Source organism: Luteimonas sp. 22616 (genome assembly GCF_052044325.1).
Taxonomy (GTDB): domain Bacteria; phylum Pseudomonadota; class Gammaproteobacteria; order Xanthomonadales; family Xanthomonadaceae; genus Luteimonas.
The window spans coordinates 883174-905378 of record NZ_JBQEMW010000001.1 but is presented as its reverse complement, the minus strand read 5'-3'; the positions used below and the strand labels follow the sequence as shown (position 1 = coordinate 905378).

The following is a 22205-nucleotide window of genomic DNA, read 5'->3' as shown; positions in this document are numbered from 1 at the left end:
GCTGCCGAACGTCGACACCGCGCTGCTCGAGCGCGCCTTGCCCGAGCGTTTCGCGGCGGTCGGCAGCGCCACGCACCCGCCACGGGTGCTGTTGCTGTACGGCTCGCTGCGCACGCGCTCCTACAGCAAGCTGCTGGCGCTCGAAGCCGCGCGCCTGCTCGAGGCGCTGGGGGCGGAGACGAGGCTGTTCGATCCCTCCGGCCTGCCGTTGCCCGACGATGCGCCGGCCACGCATCCGAAGGTGCAGGAACTGCGGGACCTCGTGCGCTGGTCCGAGGCGATGGTGTGGTGTTCGCCGGAGCGCCATGGCGCGATGACCGGGATCATGAAGGCGCAGGTCGACTGGATCCCGCTCACCGAGGGCTCGATCCGCCCCACGCAGGGCAAGGTGCTGGCGGTGATGCAGGTCTCCGGAGGCTCGCAGTCGTTCAATGCGCTCAACCAGCTGCGCGTGCTCGGCCGCTGGATGCGGATGTTGACGATCCCCAACCAGTCATCGGTGGCGAAGGCCTGGCAGGAGTTCGACGAGGCCGGCCGGATGAAGCCCTCGGCGTACTACGACCGCGTGGTCGACGTGATGGAAGAGCTGGTCAAGTTCACCCTGCTGACCCGCGACATCAGCCCCTGGCTGGTGGACCGCTACAGCGAACGCAGGGAAACCGCCGCCGAGCTGTCCGCGCGCGTCAACTTGCGCAGCAGCGCCTGAATCCGCAGCTGCGCTAGCATCGCCCCATGTGCCTGATTGCCATTGCCTGGGACGTGCATCCGCGCTTCCCGCTCGCGCTCATCGCCAATCGCGATGAGGCCCACGCGCGGCCGACGGCCGCGGCCGGATTCGACCCGGAGGTGCCAGAGGTCTACGGCGGCCGTGACCTCGTCCAGGGCGGCAGCTGGTTGCAGGTCTCGACCCGCGGACGCCTGGCGGCAGTGACCAACGTGCGCGCCGGGATCGCCGGCGAAACCGCGCCGCGTTCCCGCGGTGCGCTGGTGCGCGATTTCGTGCGCGGCGAAGCGCGCGCAGGCGCGTCACTGTCTTCGCTCGCGCCGGTCGCCGCGGAATTCGGCCGCTTCAACATGCTGGCCTGGGACGGGGATTCGCTGGTCTTCGCCAGCAATCACCCCAGCTTCGCCAGCCACCCGGTGGCGCCGGGCCTGCATGCGATGTCGAACGGGGCGTTCGACGCGCCCTGGCCGAAGAGCACGCACGCCACCCGCGCACTCGAGGCGTGGCTGCAATCACCGGAAGCGACCACGGCGGAAGCACCCGGGATCGCCGCGCTCGCACCGTTGCTCGATGCGCTCGCCGACACCAGCGTCGCGCCGGACGCCAGCCTGCCGGACACCGGCGTGGGGCTGGAACTCGAACGCGCGCTGTCGCCGCCGTTCGTGCGCGGCGCGGTCTACGGCACGCGTTGCAGCAGCGTGGTGCTGGTGGGCAATGATGCGATCGTGTTTGCCGAACGGCGCTTCGGGCCGGACGCGACACCGTTGGGGGAAAGCCTGATCAGCCTGCCGCTGGCGGGCCTACGCGGCGCCTGAAGCCCGGGCTCCGGGACGATCCGCCCGGCTCAGCGCGAACTCGCCGTGCAGCGCGCAGGCGCGTCTTCCACCACTTCCTGTTCCCAGCCGTTCTCGGCGCGGACCGCGATCGTGCCGCCGATGCAGGCACGCGTTTCTCCGTCGCGCCGCGCGCTGCTCGGCCCCGGCAGGCTCACCGGCGCGAGTACCGGCGCCACCCTGGCCGCAGCAGCTCCGTTCGCCCGGCGCGTTGCCGGCGCAGGCCCCAGCTTGTCGGCGCCAGCCCCGGCATCCCCGGCCTCCGCAGCTGCTTCCGCCGCTTCCACGGCGGGCACGTTGGCGTCGTCGCTTCCGGAGAACGCCGCGATCAGAGCGTTGGCGACCAGCACCCCCAGCATGACCGCCAGCGCCATCGGCAGGAAAAACGACCATGGCGTCAGTGCCCGGAATTCGTCTCGGCTCATGCGCTGCCCTCCCCTCGCTTGCGCGAGCCTAGCGCATGCGACGCCAATCCGTATTCACATCGGTGTGGGGGGCAGTTCAACCGGTTGCGGCCACATGCTGCCGAGGCACCTGCACCAAGCGCGGTATCCGCTTGAACAGGAAAGAACACGCGCCGTGCTCGCAGCGCACAAAATTTCCAGCACGCATCTTCGGCGCGAAAAAGTAGAAGGCCCAGTCTGCCGGATTGCTCCGATCGGCTGAGCCTTCTTTGCCGAAGCGATTGCTTCCGGCTTTCGCCTTCCGCTTTTTCTTCGACGTGTGCAGGGTATCGGAGTGGCCGTTACCGGGGCGTAAAACTTGCCGACCGTTCGTCGGCACGCGCTTGCGCGCGGCGTTACCACGGCCACCAGCCGTGCCCATGCCTGGCGTAGTGATCGGCTGCACGCTCGAAGCGGTTGCGAACGCTGATGCCGCCGCATGCCAGGTACAGCGGCAGGAACAGCGGGCCCAGCACCATGTACTGGAAGACATGCGCACGTTCGTGGTCGGCGAGCACGATCGATGCCTCGTTGCCCTGGCCATCGCGGTGGGCATAGGTCATGCACGGCGAGTCGAGCGTGTCGCCGGTATGCAGGATCACGTTGCCCAGTGTCAGTGCACCGCCCGGCCCCCACGGCCAGCGATGGAACACGATGGCCAGGTCGCGCCGGCGCGCATGCAAGTGCGCGCCGAAGGCAAGACCGAAGACGCCAAGCAACAGGCCGGCGAGCGTGTTCGGCAGCGTCCACGCGACGCCCAGCACCTGCAGCACGCGCAGCGCCGCACGCGGCATGTGCGGCGCGGCTTGCGCTGCGTTCAATCGTCGCCTTCGGGCATCAGCAGCCACAGGATCAGGTAGACGAGGATGCCGGGGAATGCGGCCGACGCCACCGAGATGATGACGTAGATGGCCCGCAGCAGGGTCGGGTTCCAGCCGAAGCGGTGGGCGATGCCGCCCACGACGCCGGCAAGGACACGGTCGTTGATCGATCGGGTGAAGCGCTGCGTCTGGGGCATCGGCGAGGAGGCGTGGCGGAGGATGGAACGAGTCTAGCGTGCCGCCCGTTAAGCATCGTCGACACGAATGCGGCGCAGGGCCTCGTGGAACCAGCGTTCCGAATCGACCTCCGGCTGGCCCGGGCACCGCACCCGGTACGGCTTGCCGCTGAGGCTGCTTCGGCTGGCCGCGCGTTCGATGAATTCCTCGGCGCTGCCCGCGAGGTGGCGCTTGCGCGCCCAGTCGTACTTGCGCTGCAGGTGGTCGCGCGCCTCGGCGCCGTCGTGCCAGCTGCCATTGCGCCAGAACTGGCAGCCGGAGTTCCCCAGGGCCGCGATCAGGGCGCCTATCTCGCGCGCGGCGACATCGTCCGCCGCCCTCGCCGGCCCTGTCGTGGAGAACGCGATGCAGGCCAGCGCCGCAAGCCCGGCACTCCGAACGAATCCCTGCAGGCGAGATACCCGCATCATCCCGGGACGCTCAGCGCGAACGCGCCGCGAGCCACTCGTGGATGGTGCCGGGCACTTCCTTCTGCGCACGGCTGGAGACGTAGATGCCGATGTGGCCGCCACGGAACGACAGCTCGGAATAATCCTTGCTGCCCACGAGTTCTTTCAGGCGCTTCGAAGCGGCCGGTGGCACCAGGTGGTCCTGCTCGGCGTAGATGTTGAGCACCGGCATCTCGACCAGCCCCAGGTGCACTTCGCGCTCGCCGATCACGATACCGCCGTTGACGAAGCCGTTGGCCTGGTAGAACTGCTTGACGAACTGGCGGAACGCCTCGCCGGCCTGGTCGGGCGAATCGAAGATCCACTTCTCCATGCGCAGGAAGTCCTCGAGCGCGCGCTTGTCGTCGAGGATGTCGACCAGCCCCACGTACTTCTGCGCGAACAGCCGCCACGGCTTGAGCGTGAGGTAGCACAGGTTCATCAGGTCGGCCGGCACGTTGCCCAGCGTGTCGACGAACAGGTCGACGTCCATGCCTCGGGTCCAGTTCGACAGCATGTTGTCGTCGGTATGGAAGTCGACCGGCGTGACCATGGTGACCAGGTTGCGCACCTTGCCGGGATGCAGCGACGCGTAGCACAGCGAGAACGCGCCGCCCTGGCAGATGCCGAGCAGGTTGATCGCGTCGAGTTCGTGCGCATCGCGCAGGTAATCGACGGCGCCGCCGAGAAAACGCTCGATGTAATCCTCGAGGGTCAGGAAACGATCCGAGCGATCGGCATAACCCCAGTCGATGATGTAGACATCCTCGCCGCGCGCCAGCAGGTTGCGGACGATCGATTTGTCCGCCTGCAGGTCGACCATGTACGGCCGGTTGACCAGCGCATAGCAGATCAGCAACGGCACCTTCGCGGTCGGCTTGCCCTCGCCGCGATAGCGATACAGCACGACCTTGCCGTCGCGCCAGACCTCTTCTTTCGCGGTGGCGCCGTAGTCGACATCGTCGACCTCGCGCAGCGTCTGCAGGCCGGCGGCGAGCTTCTGCTGGAATGCTGCCGCTTCGGTGGCCAGCCGATCCGGCGTGATGTCGAGCGGTCCGGTCATGTCAGCGCTTCCTGTTCGCGGTCTTTGCGGCCTGTTTCTTCACCGCGGCCGGCTTGCCTGCCGATGCCGGCTTCCCTGCTGCACGCTTCGCAGCGGGCTTCGCCGCGGCAGTCTTCTTCGCCGGCGACTTCCTTGCGGCACCTTTCTTCTTCGCGGGCGTGGTCGACCCGACGGCCGCGCGCTTCGGCGCATTCGCGCCCTCGATGCCGTCGCGCAGCTTCCGCAACTGCCGCTCCAGTTCCACGATCTTGCGGTGCGCGCCGTCGAGCTCGGTGCGGGTCGGCATGCCGAACAGCGCACTGGCCTGCTCCACCTCGCGCTGCACGCCGCCGCGCAGGCGCATCTGCGCGTCGACCAGCTTGCCGTAGACCTCGCGGAACCGGTGCGACAGCGCGATCTTCGCGTAGGCGTCCTCCGCCGCGTCCACCCACAGGTCGAACAGCGCACGCGCCGACTGGATCTGCCGCCCCGGTTCCTCGCGCTCGGCAAGCTTGTCCTCGAAGATCGCGTAGGCGTCGCGCGTGGCCTGGCGCATCAGCTCGTCGTAGGCCTGCGTGCACTGCTGGTAGTCGGCCATCGCCAGGGCGAGTTGCTGCCAGCGCTGCTGGTGCTCGCGGGCGAAGCCGAACGTCGGCGTGCGCAGCCAGGACGTTGCTTCGCCGCGCAGGCCGTCCAGCCAGGGCCTGGCCTGTTCGAACCACTGTTCGAAACCCTGCAGCCCCGGCCCGCGCATGCCGCGCATCAGGTCGCCGAACGGATTGCCGCCGGCCGATTCCACCGCCCGTTTCCATGCCGCGGCGACTTCGGACGCGCTGGCCTGCCCGCCGCCGAATTGCGCTGCGACCTGCTGCATCTGCCCGAACCACTGCCGGGCCTGCCCATTGAAACGCTCGAGGGCGTCATTGCCTTCCTGGCGACCGCCCTGCGCGACGCGGCCCCACCAGTCCATCGCGTCCTGCCAGGGCTGCGCACCGGCCTGCGCCGCGCCCGGCGAGGCGCTGCGCAATGCTTCGCCCCATGCATTCCAGTACTGGCGCGCCAGGGCATCGAAGCCCGGTCCGGACCCGGCATCGCCCGGCTTCGTTCCGCCATCCTGCCCGCTGTCGTGCATCACCGTCCTCCAGGATCAAGCCACGATCATAGCAACGCGCCGGTGACCGTTCCGCGGCTCAGGGCTTGGGGATGCGCAACGTCTTGCTGATCATCAGCGAGCCCGACAACGCATACACCAGCACCAGCGGATGCAGCTGCCACGGACCGAGCTGCCACACACCGAACCACAGCTCGTCGCCGATGCGGCCCAGGTGCGTCGCCACGGCCAGCACGATCACGATCGCCAGGCTGGTCGGGATCGGCGTGCCCTCGAAGTACTTCACCTTGTCGCCGCCATCGGCCAAGGTTTCGGCGGTGACGTTGTAACGCGCCAGGCGGCTGACGCCGCAGCCGACGAAGTAGCTCAGCACCACCCAGTCCCAGCCGCCCTGCAGGCCGCAGGCGTAACCGAGCGCGGCCGGGGCGACCCCGAACGAGATCACGTCGGCCAGCGAATCGAGCTCGCGGCCGAGCGTGGAGGCGACCTTGCGCCAGCGCGCGATGCGGCCGTCGAGCGCGTCGAAGATGAAGGCCAGCGGGATCAGCACCATCCCGATCATCAGGTCGCGCCGGCCGTCAGCCAACGTGGCGCCCTCGTGCAGGAAACGCATCGCCGCGAAGATCGCGCCGGTGCCACAGAAGGCGTTGGCCAGCGTGAACCAGTCGGCAAGCTGGAATTCGCGGAGCATCGAGAAATGGCGGGGGCGCTGCATGGTCGCTTCCTGATCCCGGGAGCCGACAGGCTGCCAGATTCAGCGTAACCGTGACATGCAGGCCATGCGACGCCCTGCCAGCTCTCGTAGGAGCGGCGGAAGCCGCGAGTTTCTCGATTCGCGGTCGAAGGTCAAAAGCTCGCGGCTTCCGCCGCTCCTACGGGGACCCCGGTACGGACTACCGCGGGATCGCGAGGTTCGCCGCCTCCAGCGGCTTGCCGGCGCCACGCGGTGTAGTCGCGATCACCGCATCGACAGGCAGCGGCGACTTGCCGTCGAGGTAAGCATCGATGCGGTCGAGTGCCTCGTACACATACGGCAGCGACGGCACGTAGCGCGCGGCGTAGTCCGGGAAACCGAGGAACGCGTCGAAATGCTCCACGTTGTGCACCTGCCAGTAGCGCACTTCGCGCCCGGCCGACTGCGCGGCGGCGACGTAGGGTGCGCTGCTGAACGCCGGCGGCACGAGGCCGTCGTCGAGACCGTGCACCACGATCACCGGCAGGCCGGGGCGCGGCAGCGAGGCCCGGGTTTCGGCGATGCCCTTGCGCACGCGGTCGGCATCGCCGCCCTGCCCGTCCCACAGCGCGCGCAGGCACTGCAGGCCCGGCAAGGTGAAATCGGGCGCTGCGATCTTCGTGTCGATGATGCCGACGCCGTTGCCCGGCGGGATGCCGGCGGCATCGGACCACCATGCGGCACGTTCTTCCGCCGTTGCGGCGCGCGGGCTGAAGTCCGCGTTCTGCGCCGAGAAGCCATGGCCGCAGGGGTGTTCGCCGACCCCGTAGCGCCCGTACGCCGAGGCGTAGGCCACCGCGACCGATCGCCACAGGTCGAAGCCGCTTGATGCCGCGCCCGAGCGCAAGGCTGCATCGGTCCAGCCGCTGGCGCGCATCGTGTCGTAGACGGACCTGGCCTGCTCGGCAACGCTGTCGCCGCTGACCAGGCCCGCGGTTTTCAATGAGGCGCAGCGCAACGCCCACAGCGGCTCCACCTGCGCGCGCATCGGCGGCTGCGCCAGCGATTCCGGCGCCAGGTGCAGCAGCGCGCACGGCTGCAGCAGCGCGGCTTCGGTGGCGAAGTCGTAGATCGGGCGCCCGCTTTCGACATGCACGTTCGGCTCGCCGGCGACCACCGCATCCAGCCAGTCGCCGTCCAGCTCGGCCGCGCGCAGCACCGCGCCGCCGCCGTTGGAAATGCCGACCGCGATCACCCGCGTGTTGTCGAAGGTGAATGGCGCGGCGTCCGGCAAGGCCTGGTCCAGCGCATGCAGCGCGAACTGCGCCGCCTGCTTCACGTGCCGGCCCCAGTCGGCCTCCGGGTTGTCCTTCGAATGCGCATGCTTGAACGCCACGCCGCTGGCGGTGGCCGGCGCATCGGGCACGAAAGCGAGGTCATCGCCGGCTTCGAGCGTGCCGAATGTGCCGTCCGCGCGCGCGGCGCCGCGTGCATCCAGATCGAAGTAATCGGTGCCCGCGCCCTTGTCGGTGTACGCCACCGCGCAACCCTTCGGCAGGCCCCAGGGGCCGGCGATCGAGATCGCGCCGTACACGCCGCGCGAGCCGGAGGCCGGTGCGACCACGACGCAGCGCCTGCCCTTGTCGAATGCGTCGGGCACCTGCACCAGCACGCGATGCGGCTGGCTGGCACCCGCGACTTTCACCAGCGCCGAGAACTCGCGCCCCGGCACGGCCTGCGTGGTGCCGTAGAGCGTGCCGTAGCCGCCACCCGGTGCAAGGTCGGCAATGCCGCGCCAGTTGCTCCAGATCGCACGGCGGCGCAGTTCGGCCGCGGTGGGATGCGCTGCATCGGCGAAGGCCGGCGGGGTCATCGCGCGCAGGCCATCGAGCCCCAGGCCGGCGGTCAGCAGGTCGTCGCTGCCGCGATGGTCGCTGCTGCGTTCTGACGTGAACATCGGCGCCTCCGTGGTGTTGCGCTGCGGCCCGCTGGCGCAGGCACCCAGCAGCAGGGCGAGGGACAGGACGGCGCTGGCACGGACAGGAGTCTTGGTCATGCCATGACAGTAGCAAGCGCGGCGACCGTCTTCATCGTACTTTGGTACCAGTCGACGCCGGGCCGCCACTGGCCGGATTCCTGCGAGAATCACGGCAATGCCCACCCTCCTGATCGCCGACGACCACCCGCTGTTCCGCGCCGCCCTGCGCCAGGCTGCGGCCGATGCCGTGGACGCGCTGCAGGTGCGCGAAGCCGATTCGCTGGACAGCGTGCTGGCCGCGCTCGACGCCGAGCCGGGCATCGACCTGGTCCTGCTGGACCTGCACATGCCCGGCAACCACGGCCTCGCCGGCCTGGCCGCGATCCGCGCGCAGCACCCCGGCGTGGCGGTGATCGTGGTGTCCGCGAATGATGACCCGCGCGTGGTGCGGCGCGCGCTCGACCACGGCGCCGCCGGCTACCTGCCCAAGAGCGCCGGCCTCGACGACCTGCGCGACGCGATCCGCAGCGTGATGGCCTGCGAACAATGGCTGCCCGCGTCGCTGCGCTCGGCGGTGACGCGGGCGCAATCCTCGGCCCACGACAGCGCCCTGGCCGCACGCCTGGCCAGCCTGTCGCCGCAACAGTTCCGGGTGCTGGTGCTGGTCGCCGAAGGCCTGCTCAACAAGCAGATCGCCGACCGCCTCGACGTGCAGGAACGCACGGTGAAGGCCCACCTGTCTGCGATCTTCGACCGGCTCGGTGTGCGCAACCGCACCCAGGCCGGCGTGGTGCTGCGCGAACTCGAACTCAGCGATCCCTCGCGGCAGCTCGAGTCCTGACGCGACCGCACTTCCGGACAGCACCGCCATAGGTCGGGCGTGTCCCCGGCCTACGCGGCGCGGGCGGCCAGCAGGCGGTCGAGCACCGATTTGAGCGCCAGCGGCTTGAGCGGCTTGGCCAGCAGCGGCAACCCCGCCTCGTGCACCGCACGCCGCACGGCGTCGCTGCCATCGCCGCTGAGGATCAGCGCCGGCCGCGCGCCGAAACGCCGTGCCAGCCGCGCATGCAGCGCCGCGCCGGTGTCGCCACCGTCTAGGTGGTAGTCGAACAGCCACAGCGATGCGTCGTCCGCGGCCATGGCGGCTTCCGCGGCAACACCATCGGCCACCGCTTCGACCTCGCAGCCCCAGCCCTCCAGTAACGCGTGCAGCGATTGCAGCGCGGCGCGGTCGTTGTCGACGATCAGCACCCGGGTGCCGGCGAGACCGGCCTTCGCCGATGGCGACACCGATGCACGTGCCGCCGCGCGCGGCACCGTCAGCGCGAACACGGTGCCGCGACCGACGCGGCTGCGCAGCGCCAGCGGTGCTTCCAGCAGCTGCGCGATGCGGTCGGCGATCGCAAGGCCGAGCCCCAACCCCTGCCCGGCGGCATCCTCGCCGCGCCGGAACTCCTCGAAGATCGCCGCCTGCTGCTCCGGTGCAATGCCCGGCCCGGTGTCGTGCACCTCGATCCGCAGCGCATCGCCGGCGCGGCGCACACCCAGCAGGAGGCCGCCATGCACGGTGTAGCGCACGGCGTTGGCGAGGAAGTTCTGCAGCACCCGCCGCAGCAGCTGCGGGTCGCTGCGCACCCAGGCCGCGGTGGGCACGCAGGCAAACGCAAGCCCGCGCTCGGCAGCCATCGCCCGGAACTCCGACGCCAGCGGCTCCAGCACCTCGGCCAGCGGGAAGTCGCGCAGCTGCGGCACCAGCCCGCCGGCTTCCAGCCGCGACATGTCGAACAGGCCGGTGAGCAGATCCGTGGTCGAATCGAGCGCGCCGCGGATCTGCACCACCGCGTCGCGCTGCGCAGGGTCGGCCAGCTGCTGCGACAGGGTGTCGGTGAACAAATGCGCAGCGTGCAGCGGCTGCATCAGGTCGTGGCCGATGGCCGTGAGGAAGCGGCTCTTGGCATCGTTGGCGTGCTCGGCTTCGCGCTTGGCCGATTCGAGCAGCGCGGTGCGCTCGCCCACGCGCTGCTCCAGCGTTTCGTTGGCCCGGCGCAGGCCGCGCTCGACGCTGCGGAACTCGGTGACGTCGGTGAACGTGGCGACGAATCCACCGCCAGGCATCGGGTTGCCGCGGATCTCGATGATGCTGCCGTCGGGCAGCACGCGTTCGGACAGATGCGGAGTGCCGGCGCGCATGAAGGCCAGGCGCCGCTGCAGCGCGTGCTCGATGTCGCCGACCGGCGGCAACTGCTGCAGCGCCCAGCGGCTGAGGTCGGCGATCGGGCGTCCGACCTGCAGCAGCCCGGGCGGATAGCCGAACAGCTCCGCGTAGCGCCGGTTCCACGCCACCAGCCGCAGCTGCGCATCGACCACGCTGATGCCCTGGCTCATGTTCTCCAGCGCACCTTCCAGCACGCGCTGGTTGAAACGCAGGTCCTGCGAGGCCTCGTCGACGATCGCCGCCACCGTGTCCAGGTCCGGCCCGGCCTCGCGGCGCGCGGCGTCGAGCAGCAGCCGCGCCGATGCGCTGCCGAGCACCGCCGCCAGTTCGCGCTCCAGCCGCGCCTCGATGTGCGCCGGCACCGGGCCGCTGGGCGGGGCGTCTTCCAGCAGCACGTCGACGCTGCGCGCGGGCAGGAAGCGGCGCCCCGCGCCCCGCAGCGTCTGCAGGTCCGAACCGCGCCTGGCGATGCGGCCCGGCGCCACCCCCACGATCGCGACCAGTACCGTCGCCAGCGTGCCGCAGAACAGGCTGGCCCCGACCGCGCGACCGAGGCGGCTCCAGCCGGTCAGGCCGAACAGCCCATCGGGCGACAGCCAGGCCAGGCCGAACGGCCCGCGCCGCAGCCAGTCCGCATCGCCTCCGGTCGCCGCAAGCAGCATCGGCCCCAGCGTCACCCATGCCCAGACGGCGAACGCGACCACGATCCCGGCCGTCGCCGCGCGCGCCGGCGTCTGCGGCCGCCACACCGCGAATGCCAACGCCGGCACCAGCGTCGCCAGCGCCGAGAACGAGACCGCGCCCACGTCCGCGAGCGCATCGCTGCCGGCGATCTGCCGACTGTAGGCCCAGGCCAGCAGCATGGTCGCGGCGATGCCGACCCGGCGCAGCAGCAGCACGTCGCCGCGGCGGTCGCCGTCGTCGCCACCGTGCGACCACGCGCCGCGCAACAGGCCGGGCGCGAACCAGTGGTTGCCGATCATCAGGCTCAGCGTCAGCGTGCTCACCACCACCATGCCGGTGGCCGCGCTGAGCCCGCCGAGGAACGCGAACAGCGCCACGCCCTCGTGCCCGCGCGAGAACGGCAGCGCCAGCGCATACATGTCCGACGGCACGCTGTCGCCGAGCAGCGCGGTCCCGGCACGCGCCAGCGGCAGCGCCGGCAGCGCGATCAGCAGCAGGTAGAACGGGAACTGCCAGCGCGCGGTGCGCACGTCTCCCTCGTCGCGACACTCGACCACCCCGACGTGGAACTGGTGCGGCAGGATGAACATCGCCAGCGCGCCGAGCAGCACCAGCGGCGCGAAGCCGTCGGTGGTCTGCTGCGACAGCGGCGGCGGCACCTCCGGCAGCGCGCCGAGCCCGAACCAGACGAACGCGCCCAGCGCCAGCATCGCCACCAGCTTGAACATCGACTCGAACGCGATCGCCAGCACCAGCCCGCGGTTGTGCTCGACCGCGCTCGCCCGCCGGGTGCCGAACAGCATCGCGAACAACGCCATCGCCAGCGCCACGTACAGCGAGCCGTCGCGCCACAGCGACATGTCGCCGCGCGCGCCGCCGCCGGTCAGGGTGACGAAGCTCATCGTCACCGCCTTGAGCTGCAGCGCGATGTAGGGAATCAGGCCGAGCGCGGCGACCAGCGTCACCACCGCGGCCAGCCAAGCATCCTTGCCCAGCCGCGTGGCGATCAGGTCAGCCAGCGACGTGGCATTGGTCTCCCGCGCCAGCCGCACCAGCCGCATCATGAAGGACACCGCCAGCGCGTAGAACGCAATCGCGCCGAGGAAGGTCGGCGGCAGCGGCCAGCCGTAGCGTGCGGCCTGGGTGACCGTGCCGTAGAACGACCACGACGTGCAGTGCACCGCCAGCGACAGCGCATACACATGCCGCCAGTGCCGCGCCAGCACCGCCGGATGGCGTTCGCCGTACAGCGCGGTGCCGAACATCACCGCCAGCCACAGCACCGCAGCCAGCACGACGACACCGATGCTCAGCATCGGCGCGGCCATCGCGTCGGTGGTGGTGGTTGGATCTGCACGCCTGCCCCCGTGTCACGCGGGAGCATAGCTCCCCTGCCTCCATTGTAGGAGCGGCGGAAGCCGCGACCGGCATGCTGCGGGCGCGTCGACGCGCGCATTGCGCGGAATTGCGCATGGTGCGGAGTCGCGGCTCCCGCCGCTCCTACGGGGATTGCGTGGCACGGTCGGTGCCCACGAAAAACGGCGGGCCGAAGCCCGCCGCCGATTCCCGCATCACGAACGTCAGAAGTTGTAGCGCGCCGACACGTACCAGTTGCGCGGCAGGCCGTAGTACGCGGTCTGGATATTGCCGACGCTGGCGAACTCCTGGCCTTCGGTCTTGTAGTTCTTGTCGGTCAGGTTGCGCACGCCGGCGCGCACCTGCCAGCTGTACTGCGGCGAGTCCCACACGCCGAACAGGCCGACCAGGGTGTAGGCGTCCTGGCTGAGCACGTCGCGGTTGTCCACGCTCAACCAGGTCTTGTCGCGATAGGAGACGTCGCCGCCGATGCCGAGCGTGCCGCTGTCGCCGAGGCTGAAGCTGTGCTGCAACGCCAGACGCGCGGTGACCTTGGGCGAGAACGGCACGTGGTCGTGGTTCACCGTCGGGTCGTAGCCCGGATAGGCCGGGTCGAGGCGGAAGTCGTCGAAGCGTTTGTACTTGGCATCCAGCCAACCCACCTGCGCGCTGAGCACGGTGGCCTCGCCCAGCAGCGCGCTGCCTTCGAACTCGATGCCCTGGATGTCGAGCTCGGCGGCGTTGAGTACCGGGAACGTGCCGACGTCCTGCGACACGCGCGCCTGGAAGTCGCTGTAGTCGCTCTTGAACGCGGCCACGCTGCCACGCAGGCGGTTGTCGGCCGAGCTCGCCTTCAGGCCGACCTCGTAGGTCCACACGTATTCCGGGTCGAACTCGGCGTGCTGGGTGTCGTACACCGTGTTGGCGCGACCGTTGAAGCCGCCGGACTTGAAGCCGCGGTTGGCCGACACGTAGCCCATCACGTTGTCGCTGAAGGCCTTCTGCAGGCTGACCGACGGGGTGACGGCGGTCCAGTCGTGCTCGGCGCTGAAGGCAACGGTCTCGTTGAGCGCGCCGAACGGAGCACCCCAGAAGGTGCTGGTGCTGCGGTCGTATTCCTTGTTGTCGCGGGTCCAGCGCACGCCGGCGGCCAGGGTCCAGGTGGGCACGAACTCCCAGTTGACGTGGCCGAAGGCTGCCACGCTGGTCGTGGTCAGGTCGTCCCCGATCGTGCGCAGGAAGCTGATCGGCATGCCCGCGAGCGCAAACAGGTCGTCGGCGTAGGCCTCCTGGTACGACGGCACGTTCTCGCGCATGTAGTACGCACCGAAGGTGGCGTGCAGGTTGCTGCCGTTGTCGTACTGCAGCTGGAATTCCTGGCTGGCCTGCTTCTGGTCCAGCGCCACCAGCACGTCGCCCAATTCGAACTCGGAGGCGTCGATGTCGATGAATGAATGGGTCTTGAGCTTGCGGTACGAGCTGATGCTCTTGAACAGCCACTGGCTGTTGATGTCCCATTCCATCGACAGCGAGCCGCCGGAGTGCTCCAGCGTCTGGCCGTGGCCCGGCGGATCGAACGAGGTGCGGGCGCGATAGTTCCAGTCACCGGTTTCGCCGGGCTGCAGTTCCACCACGCCCAGCGCCAGGTCGGTCTGGCGCAGCGGCGCCATGGGCCGGCCGAGGGTCAGGGCAACGTCCTGTTCGGTATGGTCCAGCGACAGCGTCGCGCGGAAGCTGTCGCTCGGCGCGAACGCCAGCTTGGCCCGCAGCGCCTGGGTGTCGTCATTGTTGAAGTGGCGGCCGGTGATCGCGTCGCGCACGTAACCGTCGTTGCGGATCGAAGCGCCGGCGATGCTCGCTGCCAGCGTATCGCTGAACTTGCCGCTGACGTAGAACCGGGCTTCGTTGCGGCCATGGTCGCCTGCGGTCAGCTCGACCGAGCCGCCCTCGTTGTCGAACGGGTTCTTGGTGGTGAGCTTGATCGCGCCGCCGGTCGAGTTCTTGCCGTACAGCGTGCCCTGCGGGCCGCGCAGCACCTCCACCTGGCCAACGTCGAACAGCGAGAACAGCGCACCGTTGATGCGCGAGTAATAGATGTCGTCCACGTACATGCCAACGCCCGGATCGAACGTCTGCAGCGCATCGGGCTGGCCGATGCCGCGGATGAACACGTTGACGCTGTTGGCCGAACCGCGACCCTGGACCATGTTGAGGTTGGGCACCGCGCCCTGCAGGCCGCTGACATCGCTGGCCTGCAAGTCGGCGAGCTGTTCCTCGCTGAACGCACTGACTGCAACCGGCACGTCCTGGATCGACTCGGTGCGACGACGCGCGGTGACGGTCACCGTGTCCAGGGTGCGGGCACTGGCATCGGCCTGCGCGGACGTGGTCGTCGGCTGTTCCTGTGCCGGCGCCTCCTGCGTGGCGGGATCGCCGGCCTGCTGTGCCCACGCCGCCGGCGACAACAGGACACAGCCGATCGCCAGGCTCAAGTGCTTGCGCTTCATCGAATCTTCTCCCCTCAGGATGCACGCCGCGCGGCATGCGCCGCAGATTGGTCGCAAGGCTAGGGCCGCCGCGCGGCGGCCGGCATCGTACCTTCGGACAATGGGCCTCGGCCGTTCCGGGTGACGACACTGTCGTCCCGAGGATGCACGGCCCTGCGTCGCGCAACGGACTCGTGCTGGGGTAAGCCAATGGCGTTCCTGATCGTGCTGGCCGCGCTGTGTTTCCTGATGTTCGTCGCCTATCGCGGCTACAGCGTGATCCTGTTCGCGCCGATCGCGGCGCTGGGCGCGGTGCTGCTGACCGACCCGTCGCTGGTCGCGCCGATGTTCACCGGCCTGTTCATGGACAAGATGGTCGGGTTCCTGAAGCTGTATTTCCCGGTGTTCCTGCTCGGCGCGGTGTTCGGCAAGCTGATCGAGATTTCCGGGTTCTCCAAGGCGATCGTGGCGGCCACCATCCGCATCGTCGGCGCGCAGCGCGCGATGCTGTCGATCGTGCTGGTGTGCGCGCTGCTGACCTACGGCGGGGTGTCGCTGTTCGTGGTGGTGTTTGCGGTGTATCCGTTCGCCGCCGAGCTGTTCCGCCAGAGCGACATCCCCAAGCGCCTGATCCCCGGCACCATCGCGCTGGGCGCGTTCACCTTCACTATGGACGCGCTGCCGGGCACGCCGCAGATCCAGAACATCATCCCGGCCTCGTTCTTCGGCACCAATGCCTGGGCGGCGCCGTGGCTGGGCACGCTGGGCGGCGTGTTCATCCTCGCCGTGGGCATGAGCTACCTCGACTGGCGCCGGCGCAGCGCGCTGAAGGCCGGCGAAGGCTACGGCGACGCCGCCACGCTGGTGAACGAACCGGCCGAGTTCACCGGCGGCAAGCTCGCCAACCCCTTCGTCGCGATCCTTCCGCTGGTGCTGGTGGGCGTGACCAACAAGCTGTTCACCGACTGGATTCCGCACGCCTATGGCGACAGCCACGCCTTCGTGCCAGCGGTGGTCGGCAATGCCGCGCCGGTGGTGCAGGAAGTGTCGAAGATCGCCGCGATCTGGGCAGTGGAAGGCGCGCTGCTGGTCGGCATCCTCACGGTGCTGGCGTTCGCGTGGAAGCCGGTGCTGGCGAGCTTTGCCGAAGGCACCAGGTCCGCGATCGGCGGCGCGCTGCTGGCGTCGATGAACACGGCTTCGGAATACGGATTCGGCGCGGTGATCGCCGCCCTGCCCGGCTTCCTGGTGGTCGCCAACGCACTGGGCGCAATCCCGAATCCGCTGGTCAACGAGGCGGTCACCGTCACCGCGCTGGCCGGCATCACCGGCTCGGCTTCGGGCGGCATGAGCATCGCGCTGGCGGCGATGTCGGAAACGTTCATCGCCAACGCGCAGGCGGCCGGGATCCAGCTGGAAGTGTTCCATCGTGTCGCCGCGATGGCCTCCGGCGGCATGGACACGCTGCCGCACAACGGCGCGGTGATCACCCTGCTGGCCGTCACCGGACTGACCCATCGCCAGTCCTACAAGGACGTGTTCGCGATCACCATCATCAAGACGCTGGCTGTGTTCGTGGTGATCGGCGTGTTCTACGCCACCGGCCTGATCTGAGGGGCGCGCGGCCGGCCCACGCGGCCGGCTCTGGGAAAGCGATCACAACCCAACCTGGAATTCGCCCCATACTCGCCGTACAGGGGAGTTTTCCGGGGAAAGTCCAATGTCCAATCCGATGTCGCCCAGTGCGATGCCGACCGCGCGCCTCGCCGAAGCCGGACTGCAGTGTCCGGCGCCTGCCGACTTCCTGCTTGATGCATCCGCGCCGATGGAGCCCGTGCAGGCCGCAGCGCCGCCGTCGTCGCGGCAGCGCCAGGTCGCCAACGCCCGGCATGAAGTCGATGCATCACGTGCGCGCGCCGCCCTCGAGCAGCGCTACGGGCGCGGCAAGCCGCTGCCCTACCGGGCGCTTCCATCCACGCGTCCTGAAACCAGCGCGCCCGCGAGCGGGACCATCACCGCACCGCCATCCCGCGCCGCGGTATCGAATGCGATCACGCCGCTGTTCTACGACACCTCCGGCAACGCCGACGCTGTCGCCGGCATCCTGCCCGGATCTTCCGGCGCGCCGTCGACCGGCGGCATGTCGGCCCCGGTGCGGATCACGCTGGCGAAGCCGCCGCTGGCGATCCGCGCGCTGGGCAACATGAGCTACGGCGCCACCGCCGCCGACATCACCGCGTTCAATGCGCTGGGCAGCACGGACGCCGCGCGCATGACCGCTTACGTGGACCGCCAGCTGGCCTGGGAATCGATCGACGACAGCGCGGTCGAGTCGCGCCTGGCGTCCGCCGGCTTCACGACGCTCGGCAAGAGCCTGCAGCAGCTCTGGACCGACCACGTGCTGGGGGATCCGGCATGGGAAGTGCGCATGCGCCCGGCCTGGGAAATCCAGCGCGCCTCGCTGGTGCGCGCGGTGCATTCGAAGCGGCAGCTGCGCGAGCTGCTGGTGACGTTCTGGCACGACCACTTCAATGTCATGGCCACCGATTACTCAGCCGGCCCGGTGTACGTGCACTACGACCGCGACGTGATCCGCGCCAATGCCTTCGGCAATTTCCGCACGATGCTCGAGGCCGTCGCGCAGAGCACGGCGATGCTGTACTTCCTCGACAACCGCTCCAACACCCGCGCCGGCCCGAACGAGAACTTCGCCCGCGAGCTGATGGAGCTGCACACCTTCGGCAGCGAGAACTACCTGGGCTTCGTCGACCCGTTCCAGGTGCCGCCCTGCCCCGAGGACCCGTCGTATCCGATCGGCTACACCGACGTCGACGTCTACGAAGCCGCGGCCGCGTTCACCGGCTGGACGGTGAAGGACGGGCACTGGGAATTCCCGGCCGAGGACGACGGCACGTTCGTCTATCGATCGAGCTGGCACGACGCCGGGCCGAAATTCCCGCTGGGCATGTTCCTCAATCCCGAACAGCCCGCGCTCAAGGACGGCCGCGACATCCTCGACCGCCTCGCCAGCCACCCGCGGGTGGCGAAGTTCATCTGCAGCAAACTGATCCGCCGCTTCTGCGCCGACCGACCCAGCCAGCAGCTGGTCGACAGCGCGGCGGCGGTGTTTCGCGCCAACTGGCAGAAGCCCGACCAGATCAAGCGCACGCTGCGCCACATCCTGTTGTCGGACGCCGCATTCAACGACTGGGGCGAGAAGCGCAGGCGCCCGTTCGAGGCCGTGGCCGCGGCGTTGCGCACCGGCGGCAGCGACTGGACGCCGCGCGTGGGCGACGACAAGAGCGACGAATTCATGTGGCGGATGGGCTTCACCGGCCACACGCCCTACGACTGGCCGGCGCCCAACGGCTACCCGGACACCGCGGTGGCGTGGTCCGGTTCGAACAGCCTCGGCATGACCTGGAAATTGCTCAACTGGCTGACCGAAACGAAGGATGGCGAGGTACCGCTGCTGCCGATCCTGGACGCCACCCGCAGCGGCGTGTCGACGTGGACGTCGACCGCGCTGGTGGATTTCTGGTGCAAACGTTTGCTGGGCTACCTGCCGGCGCGGCGCAGCGTGCTGGTCGACTTCATGCGCCAGAACGGCGCCGCGGGCGATGTCATCGCCGATAGCGACAGCTGGTCCGGCAACGACCTGAAGAAGCACTACAACCACCAGCGCCTGCGCTCGATGGTGTCGCTGGTGCTGATGTCGCCCGAATTCCTGGCCCGCTGAGGAGCACGCACATGCCAAGCTCGATGCAAGACCGCCTGCTCCTGGACCGCCGCGAGTTCCTCAAGGGTTGCTGCGCGACCGCCGCCGTTGGCGCCGTCGCGGGCCCTTCGCTGCTGTTTTCCGATCCCGCGCACGCCGCGGCCAATCCCTACGACACCATCGTCCACGTGTTCCTGCGCGGCGGCATCGACGGCCTCAACCTGGTGCCGCCGGTGTCCGGCAACGACCGCGCCTTCTACGAGGAAGCGCGCCCCGACCTGTCGATCGCCGCTTCGGGTGCCTATGGCGCGCTGCCGCTCACGCTCGCCAGCGGCGCGGCCACCGGCTTCGGCCTGCATCCGTCGGCCACCGGCCTGCGCGACATCTGGACCGACGGCAAGCTCGCGATCGTGCACGGCTGCGGCCTGCTGACCACGGTCACGCGCAGCCATTTCGATGCGCAGCTGTACCTCGACCTCGGCACGCCCGGGCAACACGGCATCGGCAGTGGCTGGATGACGCGCGCCTGGAACTCGCAGCCCGGCGCCGCCGGCAACGCCGTCATGCCGGCGCTGGCGGTCAACAGCCGCACGCCCACCAACCTGCTCGGCGCCACCGATGCGCTGACCATGGGTAGCCCGTCCGATTTCGAACTCAACTCTGGCGCGTGGGCGTGGCAGCGCACGCGCGCGGATTCGCCGGCGGGATTGAAGGGCGTCAACGAAACCCTCGCCACCCTGTGGAAAGGCAGGACCGGGCTGGAAGCTGCCGGCCGCGGCGCCGATGCCTCGCTGCGCGTCATCGCCGGACAGCCCTATGCGGACCTGCCGGCGACGTGGCCGACCGGCACGTTCGCGCGGCAGCTGTGGACGGTGGCGCAATCGGTGCGCTTCAACCTCGGCATGCGTTATGCCGCGGTCGACCTGGGCGGCTGGGACACCCACGACGGCCAGGGCACCGCCGGCGCCGGCTACCACTACTACCAGGACAGGATCGCGGAGCTGTCGCAGGCGCTGGCCGCGTTCTATGGCGAACTCAAGGCCGGCGGCGAGATCGGTCGGGTGACGGTGGTGGTGCAGTCCGAGTTCGGCCGCCGCGTGCGCCAGAACGGCAGCCGAGGCACCGACCACGGCTACGGCAACCCGCTGCTGGTGTTCGGCGGCGCGGTCAACGGGCGCAAGCTCTACGGCAGCTGGAAGGGACTGGATCCGGAAATCCTCTCGCCCTACTTCGGCGACGTGCCGGTCACCACCGATTTCCGCCGCGTGCTGTCGGAGCTGCTGATCCGGCGCGTGGGCAACAACCGGCTCGGCGCGGTGTTCCCCGGCTACGCCGGCTACTCGCCGCTGGGCATCGTGCAGGGCAGCGACATGGCGCCGCAGTACGCAGGCGCGTCGATGGCGACCGCGACGCAGCCCGCTGCGCGACTGCCGGACATCCCGCAGCCGGCCTACGGCGAATCGCTGCTTCCGGCGGATAGCGCCGCCACACGCGAGACGCCCGACTGGCAGCAACGTGGCCGTGTCGACCGCACGCTGATCCGCCGCGCGCGCTGAGGCGCCCGGCCCCTGCGACGCGGTCGCTGGCGGATCCAGTTCGGCATTGACCATCCCGCGCCGGTGCGACCCCCGCCCCCTGCCCCCGCACGTCGGGGGCGTAGCCCGACCTGTGGCTTGCTGACCGCTTGCCGCCCGCGCGCAGCCCTCCCTGTGGGAGCCGCTACAGCCGCGCGCTTTCGGCTCTCCGCAATACCACCGCCGACACTAGCGACACCAGCCCCCCCACCGGGAAGATCTCCACGAACGTCATCGGCAGCCGGAACAGCGGATTGGCGTACAGCTGCTTGAACGATTCCATCTGCATGCCCAGCTCCGCCAGCGCGGCCGCATCCGCACCTTCCGCCTTCGCCTGTGCGATCGCCGACGCCGCGTACTGCCCGGCGAAGTCCCCCACTACCGTCGCCTGCGCCAATTCCCAGGCCAGCACGTAGAAGATCGCCGCGACCAGCGAGATTCCCAGACCCAGGCCGAACGCCGGCCAGAACCCGACCGTCCCGCCGCGGTCCACGTCGCGGTGGCGCCTGATCCCGAAGAACACCGCACTGAGCCCCACCAGCATGCCCAGGTAGCCCAGCGCCATGCCCGACATGCCATGCGGCATGTTGCCGCCGAACGCCAGCAGCGTCGCCCACATGCCAGCGGCGACCACCAGGCCTGCGATCACGCCGTATTTCAGGATGTTGCGCCACATGAGACCCCCTCCCGTGCACCCGAACAGAATTGGAGTAAACCCGGCCCGCGCCGCGACGCCGTCGAGGTTACACCCCGGCAGCCTCCGTCCTCCGCACCAGCGTGCCTGTAGCAGGCCGCTCCATGAAGCGACAGAACTTCCACACCCGATGGACGGCGGCCACCGGGGCTACGGCTTACGGTGCGGGGCGAAGCGCGGCAGGTTCCAGCCATGGCGCATCGCCAGGTAGCGCAGGCCGAAGCACAGCAGGATGCCGACCCATGGCACCCATTCCATGGCCTGCCCCAGTCGTTCGCCGGTGACCTGCACCACGGCGGCGAGCAGTGCGGCGGAGGCGTAGATTTCCTTGCGCAGGATCAGCGGGGTGCGGTTGAGCAGCACGTCGCGCATGGCGCCGCCGCCGACCGCGCTGACGATCCCCAGCACGATCGCGACCTGGGCGTTGTGGCCCAGCAGCAGCGCCTTGTGGGCGCCGAACACGGCGAAGAAGCTCAGCCCGAGCGCGTCGAACATCTGCACCGGATGGTCCAGGCGTTGCAGCAGCGGATAGGCCACCATCGCCAGTGCTGCCGCGATCAGGGCGAGCGTCAGGTAGCGCCAGTCGGCCAGGCCGGCCGGCGGGATCGCGCCGATGCAGACGTCGCGGATGATGCCGCCGCCGCAGGCGACCATGTAGGCGATGGCGATGATGCCGAACAGGTCGAGGTTCTTCTGCCGCGCGGCGACCGCGCCGCTGATGGCGAAGGCGAAGGTGCCGGCCATGTCCAGCACGGTGAACAGCAGGGTTTCGTTCATGGATTCGCGCTCCCACGCGCACGCATCGAAGTCCGGAACGCCTGCCGTTCCTGTCAGCCACGAAGGCGCCTTCGCCATCGCAGACCCGGGCACCCCAGCTGCCAAGCCTATCCCGCCATGGGTGTCGACCGCCACGACTCGCAGGATGCCTCCGACAGCCGCACGGAGCCCGGCGCGCCCTGCCCGGTCCTTCATGGATGACCGGGCCGCGGAATGCGCGAACACGGCAACATCATCCTGCGTGGCAGTGCAGGCGCGGCGGCCGCCAGTGGATTGCCCGCCGCATCGGGTGCGCGGAGTTTGCCGGGCCGAACAGTGAACGCCGGCACACAACGTGGCGGCTGACGCGCATTTTCCCTGTGCTTCAATAGATCCGGTTTTTGGCGAGGATCGACGTGGCGGAAGGATTGT

At 69.4% G+C, this 22205-nt stretch carries 19 protein-coding genes; 6 read left to right on the top strand and 13 right to left on the bottom strand.

All coding sequences use genetic code 11. From position 1 onward, the window contains the following. Window position 1 precedes the first annotated feature (1 nt). Together arsH and ACTJIL_RS04215 are read left to right on the top strand one after the other, a co-directional pair. On the top strand, window positions 2–706 hold the full coding sequence (gene arsH, locus ACTJIL_RS04220) for an arsenical resistance protein ArsH (RefSeq protein ID WP_440755841.1): 705 nt from the start codon (window positions 2–4) through the stop codon (window positions 704–706). Window positions 707–732: 26 nt separating this feature from the next. Beyond that, window positions 733–1539 carry an NRDE family protein gene (locus ACTJIL_RS04215; protein WP_440754335.1) on the top strand — a complete coding sequence of 269 codons (807 nt, stop codon included), beginning with the start codon at window positions 733–735 and terminating at the stop codon, window positions 1537–1539. Between the two features lie 29 nt (window positions 1540–1568). Here ACTJIL_RS04215 and ACTJIL_RS04210 read toward each other — a convergent pair whose 3' ends face one another. The 9 genes from ACTJIL_RS04210 to ACTJIL_RS04170 form a co-directional block, all read right to left on the bottom strand. Further along, window positions 1569–1982 (bottom strand): hypothetical protein, encoded by a 414-nt coding sequence (locus ACTJIL_RS04210; RefSeq protein WP_440754334.1) that lies wholly within the window; start codon window positions 1980–1982, stop codon window positions 1569–1571. Window positions 1983–2058: 76 nt separating this feature from the next. After that, entirely contained in the window at window positions 2059–2382 is a 324-nt protein-coding gene (locus ACTJIL_RS04205) for a hypothetical protein (protein ID WP_440754333.1), read from the bottom strand. Further along, on the bottom strand, window positions 2357–2794 hold the full coding sequence (locus tag ACTJIL_RS04200; protein WP_440755840.1) for a hypothetical protein: 438 nt from the start codon (window positions 2792–2794) through the stop codon (window positions 2357–2359). The genes ACTJIL_RS04205 and ACTJIL_RS04200 overlap by 26 nt, the downstream gene beginning before the upstream one ends. A 23-nt stretch (window positions 2795–2817) precedes the next feature. Then, window positions 2818–3018: a PspC domain-containing protein gene (locus ACTJIL_RS04195; RefSeq protein ID WP_440754332.1), complete on the bottom strand. Its 201-nt coding sequence runs from the start codon at window positions 3016–3018 to the stop codon at window positions 2818–2820. Window positions 3019–3066: 48 nt separating this feature from the next. Continuing rightward, entirely contained in the window at window positions 3067–3468 is a 402-nt protein-coding gene (locus ACTJIL_RS04190) for a DUF5329 domain-containing protein (RefSeq protein ID WP_440754331.1), read from the bottom strand. A 10-nt stretch (window positions 3469–3478) separates the two neighbouring features. Beyond that, window positions 3479–4549, bottom strand: coding sequence for a class III poly(R)-hydroxyalkanoic acid synthase subunit PhaC (locus tag ACTJIL_RS04185; RefSeq protein ID WP_440754330.1), 1071 nt, complete (start codon window positions 4547–4549; stop codon window positions 3479–3481). 1 nt (window position 4550) lies between these two features. Then, window positions 4551–5660 (bottom strand): class III poly(R)-hydroxyalkanoic acid synthase subunit PhaE, encoded by a 1110-nt coding sequence (gene phaE, locus ACTJIL_RS04180; RefSeq protein ID WP_440754329.1) that lies wholly within the window; start codon window positions 5658–5660, stop codon window positions 4551–4553. 58 nt (window positions 5661–5718) lie between these two features. Next, window positions 5719–6354: a CDP-alcohol phosphatidyltransferase family protein gene (locus ACTJIL_RS04175; RefSeq protein WP_440754328.1), complete on the bottom strand. Its 636-nt coding sequence runs from the start codon at window positions 6352–6354 to the stop codon at window positions 5719–5721. 178 nt (window positions 6355–6532) lie between these two features. Further along, the gene (locus ACTJIL_RS04170; RefSeq protein WP_440754327.1) at window positions 6533–8368 is read right to left on the bottom strand and encodes a 3-hydroxybutyrate oligomer hydrolase family protein; all 1836 of its coding nucleotides are present in this window, start codon (window positions 8366–8368) and stop codon (window positions 6533–6535) included. Between the two features lie 97 nt (window positions 8369–8465). Between ACTJIL_RS04170 and ACTJIL_RS04165 the strand changes: the two genes are divergently transcribed. Next, window positions 8466–9131, top strand: coding sequence for a response regulator transcription factor (locus ACTJIL_RS04165; protein WP_440754326.1), 666 nt, complete (start codon window positions 8466–8468; stop codon window positions 9129–9131). A 50-nt stretch (window positions 9132–9181) separates the two neighbouring features. Here ACTJIL_RS04165 and ACTJIL_RS04160 read toward each other — a convergent pair whose 3' ends face one another. Together ACTJIL_RS04160 and ACTJIL_RS04155 are read right to left on the bottom strand one after the other, a co-directional pair. Continuing rightward, window positions 9182–12505: a hybrid sensor histidine kinase/response regulator gene (locus tag ACTJIL_RS04160; RefSeq protein WP_440755839.1), complete on the bottom strand. Its 3324-nt coding sequence runs from the start codon at window positions 12503–12505 to the stop codon at window positions 9182–9184. A gap of 264 nt (window positions 12506–12769) precedes the next feature. Then, window positions 12770–15052 carry a TonB-dependent receptor gene (locus ACTJIL_RS04155; RefSeq protein WP_440754325.1) on the bottom strand — a complete coding sequence of 761 codons (2283 nt, stop codon included), beginning with the start codon at window positions 15050–15052 and terminating at the stop codon, window positions 12770–12772. 189 nt (window positions 15053–15241) lie between these two features. Here ACTJIL_RS04155 and ACTJIL_RS04150 point away from each other — a divergent pair, with 189 nt between their 5' ends. From ACTJIL_RS04150 to ACTJIL_RS04140, 3 genes are all read left to right on the top strand, one after another. Then, window positions 15242–16645, top strand: a complete 1404-nt coding sequence (locus ACTJIL_RS04150) for a GntP family permease (protein WP_440754324.1) — start codon at window positions 15242–15244, stop codon at window positions 16643–16645. A 106-nt stretch (window positions 16646–16751) separates the two neighbouring features. After that, on the top strand, window positions 16752–18770 hold the full coding sequence (locus tag ACTJIL_RS04145; RefSeq protein WP_440754323.1) for a DUF1800 family protein: 2019 nt from the start codon (window positions 16752–16754) through the stop codon (window positions 18768–18770). 11 nt (window positions 18771–18781) lie between these two features. Then, window positions 18782–20305, top strand: coding sequence for a DUF1501 domain-containing protein (locus ACTJIL_RS04140; RefSeq protein ID WP_440754322.1), 1524 nt, complete (start codon window positions 18782–18784; stop codon window positions 20303–20305). A gap of 163 nt (window positions 20306–20468) precedes the next feature. On the opposite strand, the gene ACTJIL_RS04135 is transcribed toward ACTJIL_RS04140, so the two are convergent. Both ACTJIL_RS04135 and ACTJIL_RS04130 read right to left on the bottom strand, forming a co-directional pair. Beyond that, entirely contained in the window at window positions 20469–20999 is a 531-nt protein-coding gene (locus ACTJIL_RS04135) for a DUF4199 domain-containing protein (RefSeq protein ID WP_440754321.1), read from the bottom strand. A gap of 168 nt (window positions 21000–21167) precedes the next feature. Then, on the bottom strand, window positions 21168–21794 hold the full coding sequence (locus tag ACTJIL_RS04130) for a trimeric intracellular cation channel family protein (RefSeq protein WP_440754320.1): 627 nt from the start codon (window positions 21792–21794) through the stop codon (window positions 21168–21170). Window positions 21795–22205: the final 411 nt, after the last annotated feature.

Excerpts from the sequence above, each read along its gene's own strand:
- ACTJIL_RS04155 (WP_440754325.1), bottom strand. The coding sequence starts at position 15,052 with ATGAAGCGCAAGCACTTGAGCCTGGCGATCGGCTGTGTCCTGTTGTCG.
- ACTJIL_RS04160 (WP_440755839.1), bottom strand. The coding sequence starts at position 12,505 with ATGCTGAGCATCGGTGTCGTCGTGCTGGCTGCGGTGCTGTGGCTGGCG.
- ACTJIL_RS04210 (WP_440754334.1), bottom strand. The coding sequence starts at position 1,982 with ATGAGCCGAGACGAATTCCGGGCACTGACGCCATGGTCGTTTTTCCTG.
- ACTJIL_RS04195 (WP_440754332.1), bottom strand. The coding sequence starts at position 3,018 with ATGCCCCAGACGCAGCGCTTCACCCGATCGATCAACGACCGTGTCCTT.
- ACTJIL_RS04150 (WP_440754324.1), top strand. The coding sequence starts at position 15,242 with ATGGCGTTCCTGATCGTGCTGGCCGCGCTGTGTTTCCTGATGTTCGTC.
- ACTJIL_RS04200 (WP_440755840.1), bottom strand. The coding sequence starts at position 2,794 with ATGCCGCGTGCGGCGCTGCGCGTGCTGCAGGTGCTGGGCGTCGCGTGG.
- ACTJIL_RS04140 (WP_440754322.1), top strand. The coding sequence starts at position 18,782 with ATGCCAAGCTCGATGCAAGACCGCCTGCTCCTGGACCGCCGCGAGTTC.
- ACTJIL_RS04175 (WP_440754328.1), bottom strand. The coding sequence starts at position 6,354 with ATGCAGCGCCCCCGCCATTTCTCGATGCTCCGCGAATTCCAGCTTGCC.
- ACTJIL_RS04145 (WP_440754323.1), top strand. The coding sequence starts at position 16,752 with ATGTCCAATCCGATGTCGCCCAGTGCGATGCCGACCGCGCGCCTCGCC.
- ACTJIL_RS04165 (WP_440754326.1), top strand. The coding sequence starts at position 8,466 with ATGCCCACCCTCCTGATCGCCGACGACCACCCGCTGTTCCGCGCCGCC.
- ACTJIL_RS04170 (WP_440754327.1), bottom strand. The coding sequence starts at position 8,368 with ATGACCAAGACTCCTGTCCGTGCCAGCGCCGTCCTGTCCCTCGCCCTG.
- ACTJIL_RS04130 (WP_440754320.1), bottom strand. The coding sequence starts at position 21,794 with ATGAACGAAACCCTGCTGTTCACCGTGCTGGACATGGCCGGCACCTTC.
- ACTJIL_RS04215 (WP_440754335.1), top strand. The coding sequence starts at position 733 with ATGTGCCTGATTGCCATTGCCTGGGACGTGCATCCGCGCTTCCCGCTC.
- ACTJIL_RS04135 (WP_440754321.1), bottom strand. The coding sequence starts at position 20,999 with ATGTGGCGCAACATCCTGAAATACGGCGTGATCGCAGGCCTGGTGGTC.
- ACTJIL_RS04185 (WP_440754330.1), bottom strand. The coding sequence starts at position 4,549 with ATGACCGGACCGCTCGACATCACGCCGGATCGGCTGGCCACCGAAGCG.
- phaE (WP_440754329.1), bottom strand. The coding sequence starts at position 5,660 with ATGCACGACAGCGGGCAGGATGGCGGAACGAAGCCGGGCGATGCCGGG.
- ACTJIL_RS04190 (WP_440754331.1), bottom strand. The coding sequence starts at position 3,468 with ATGATGCGGGTATCTCGCCTGCAGGGATTCGTTCGGAGTGCCGGGCTT.
- ACTJIL_RS04205 (WP_440754333.1), bottom strand. The coding sequence starts at position 2,382 with ATGGGCACGGCTGGTGGCCGTGGTAACGCCGCGCGCAAGCGCGTGCCG.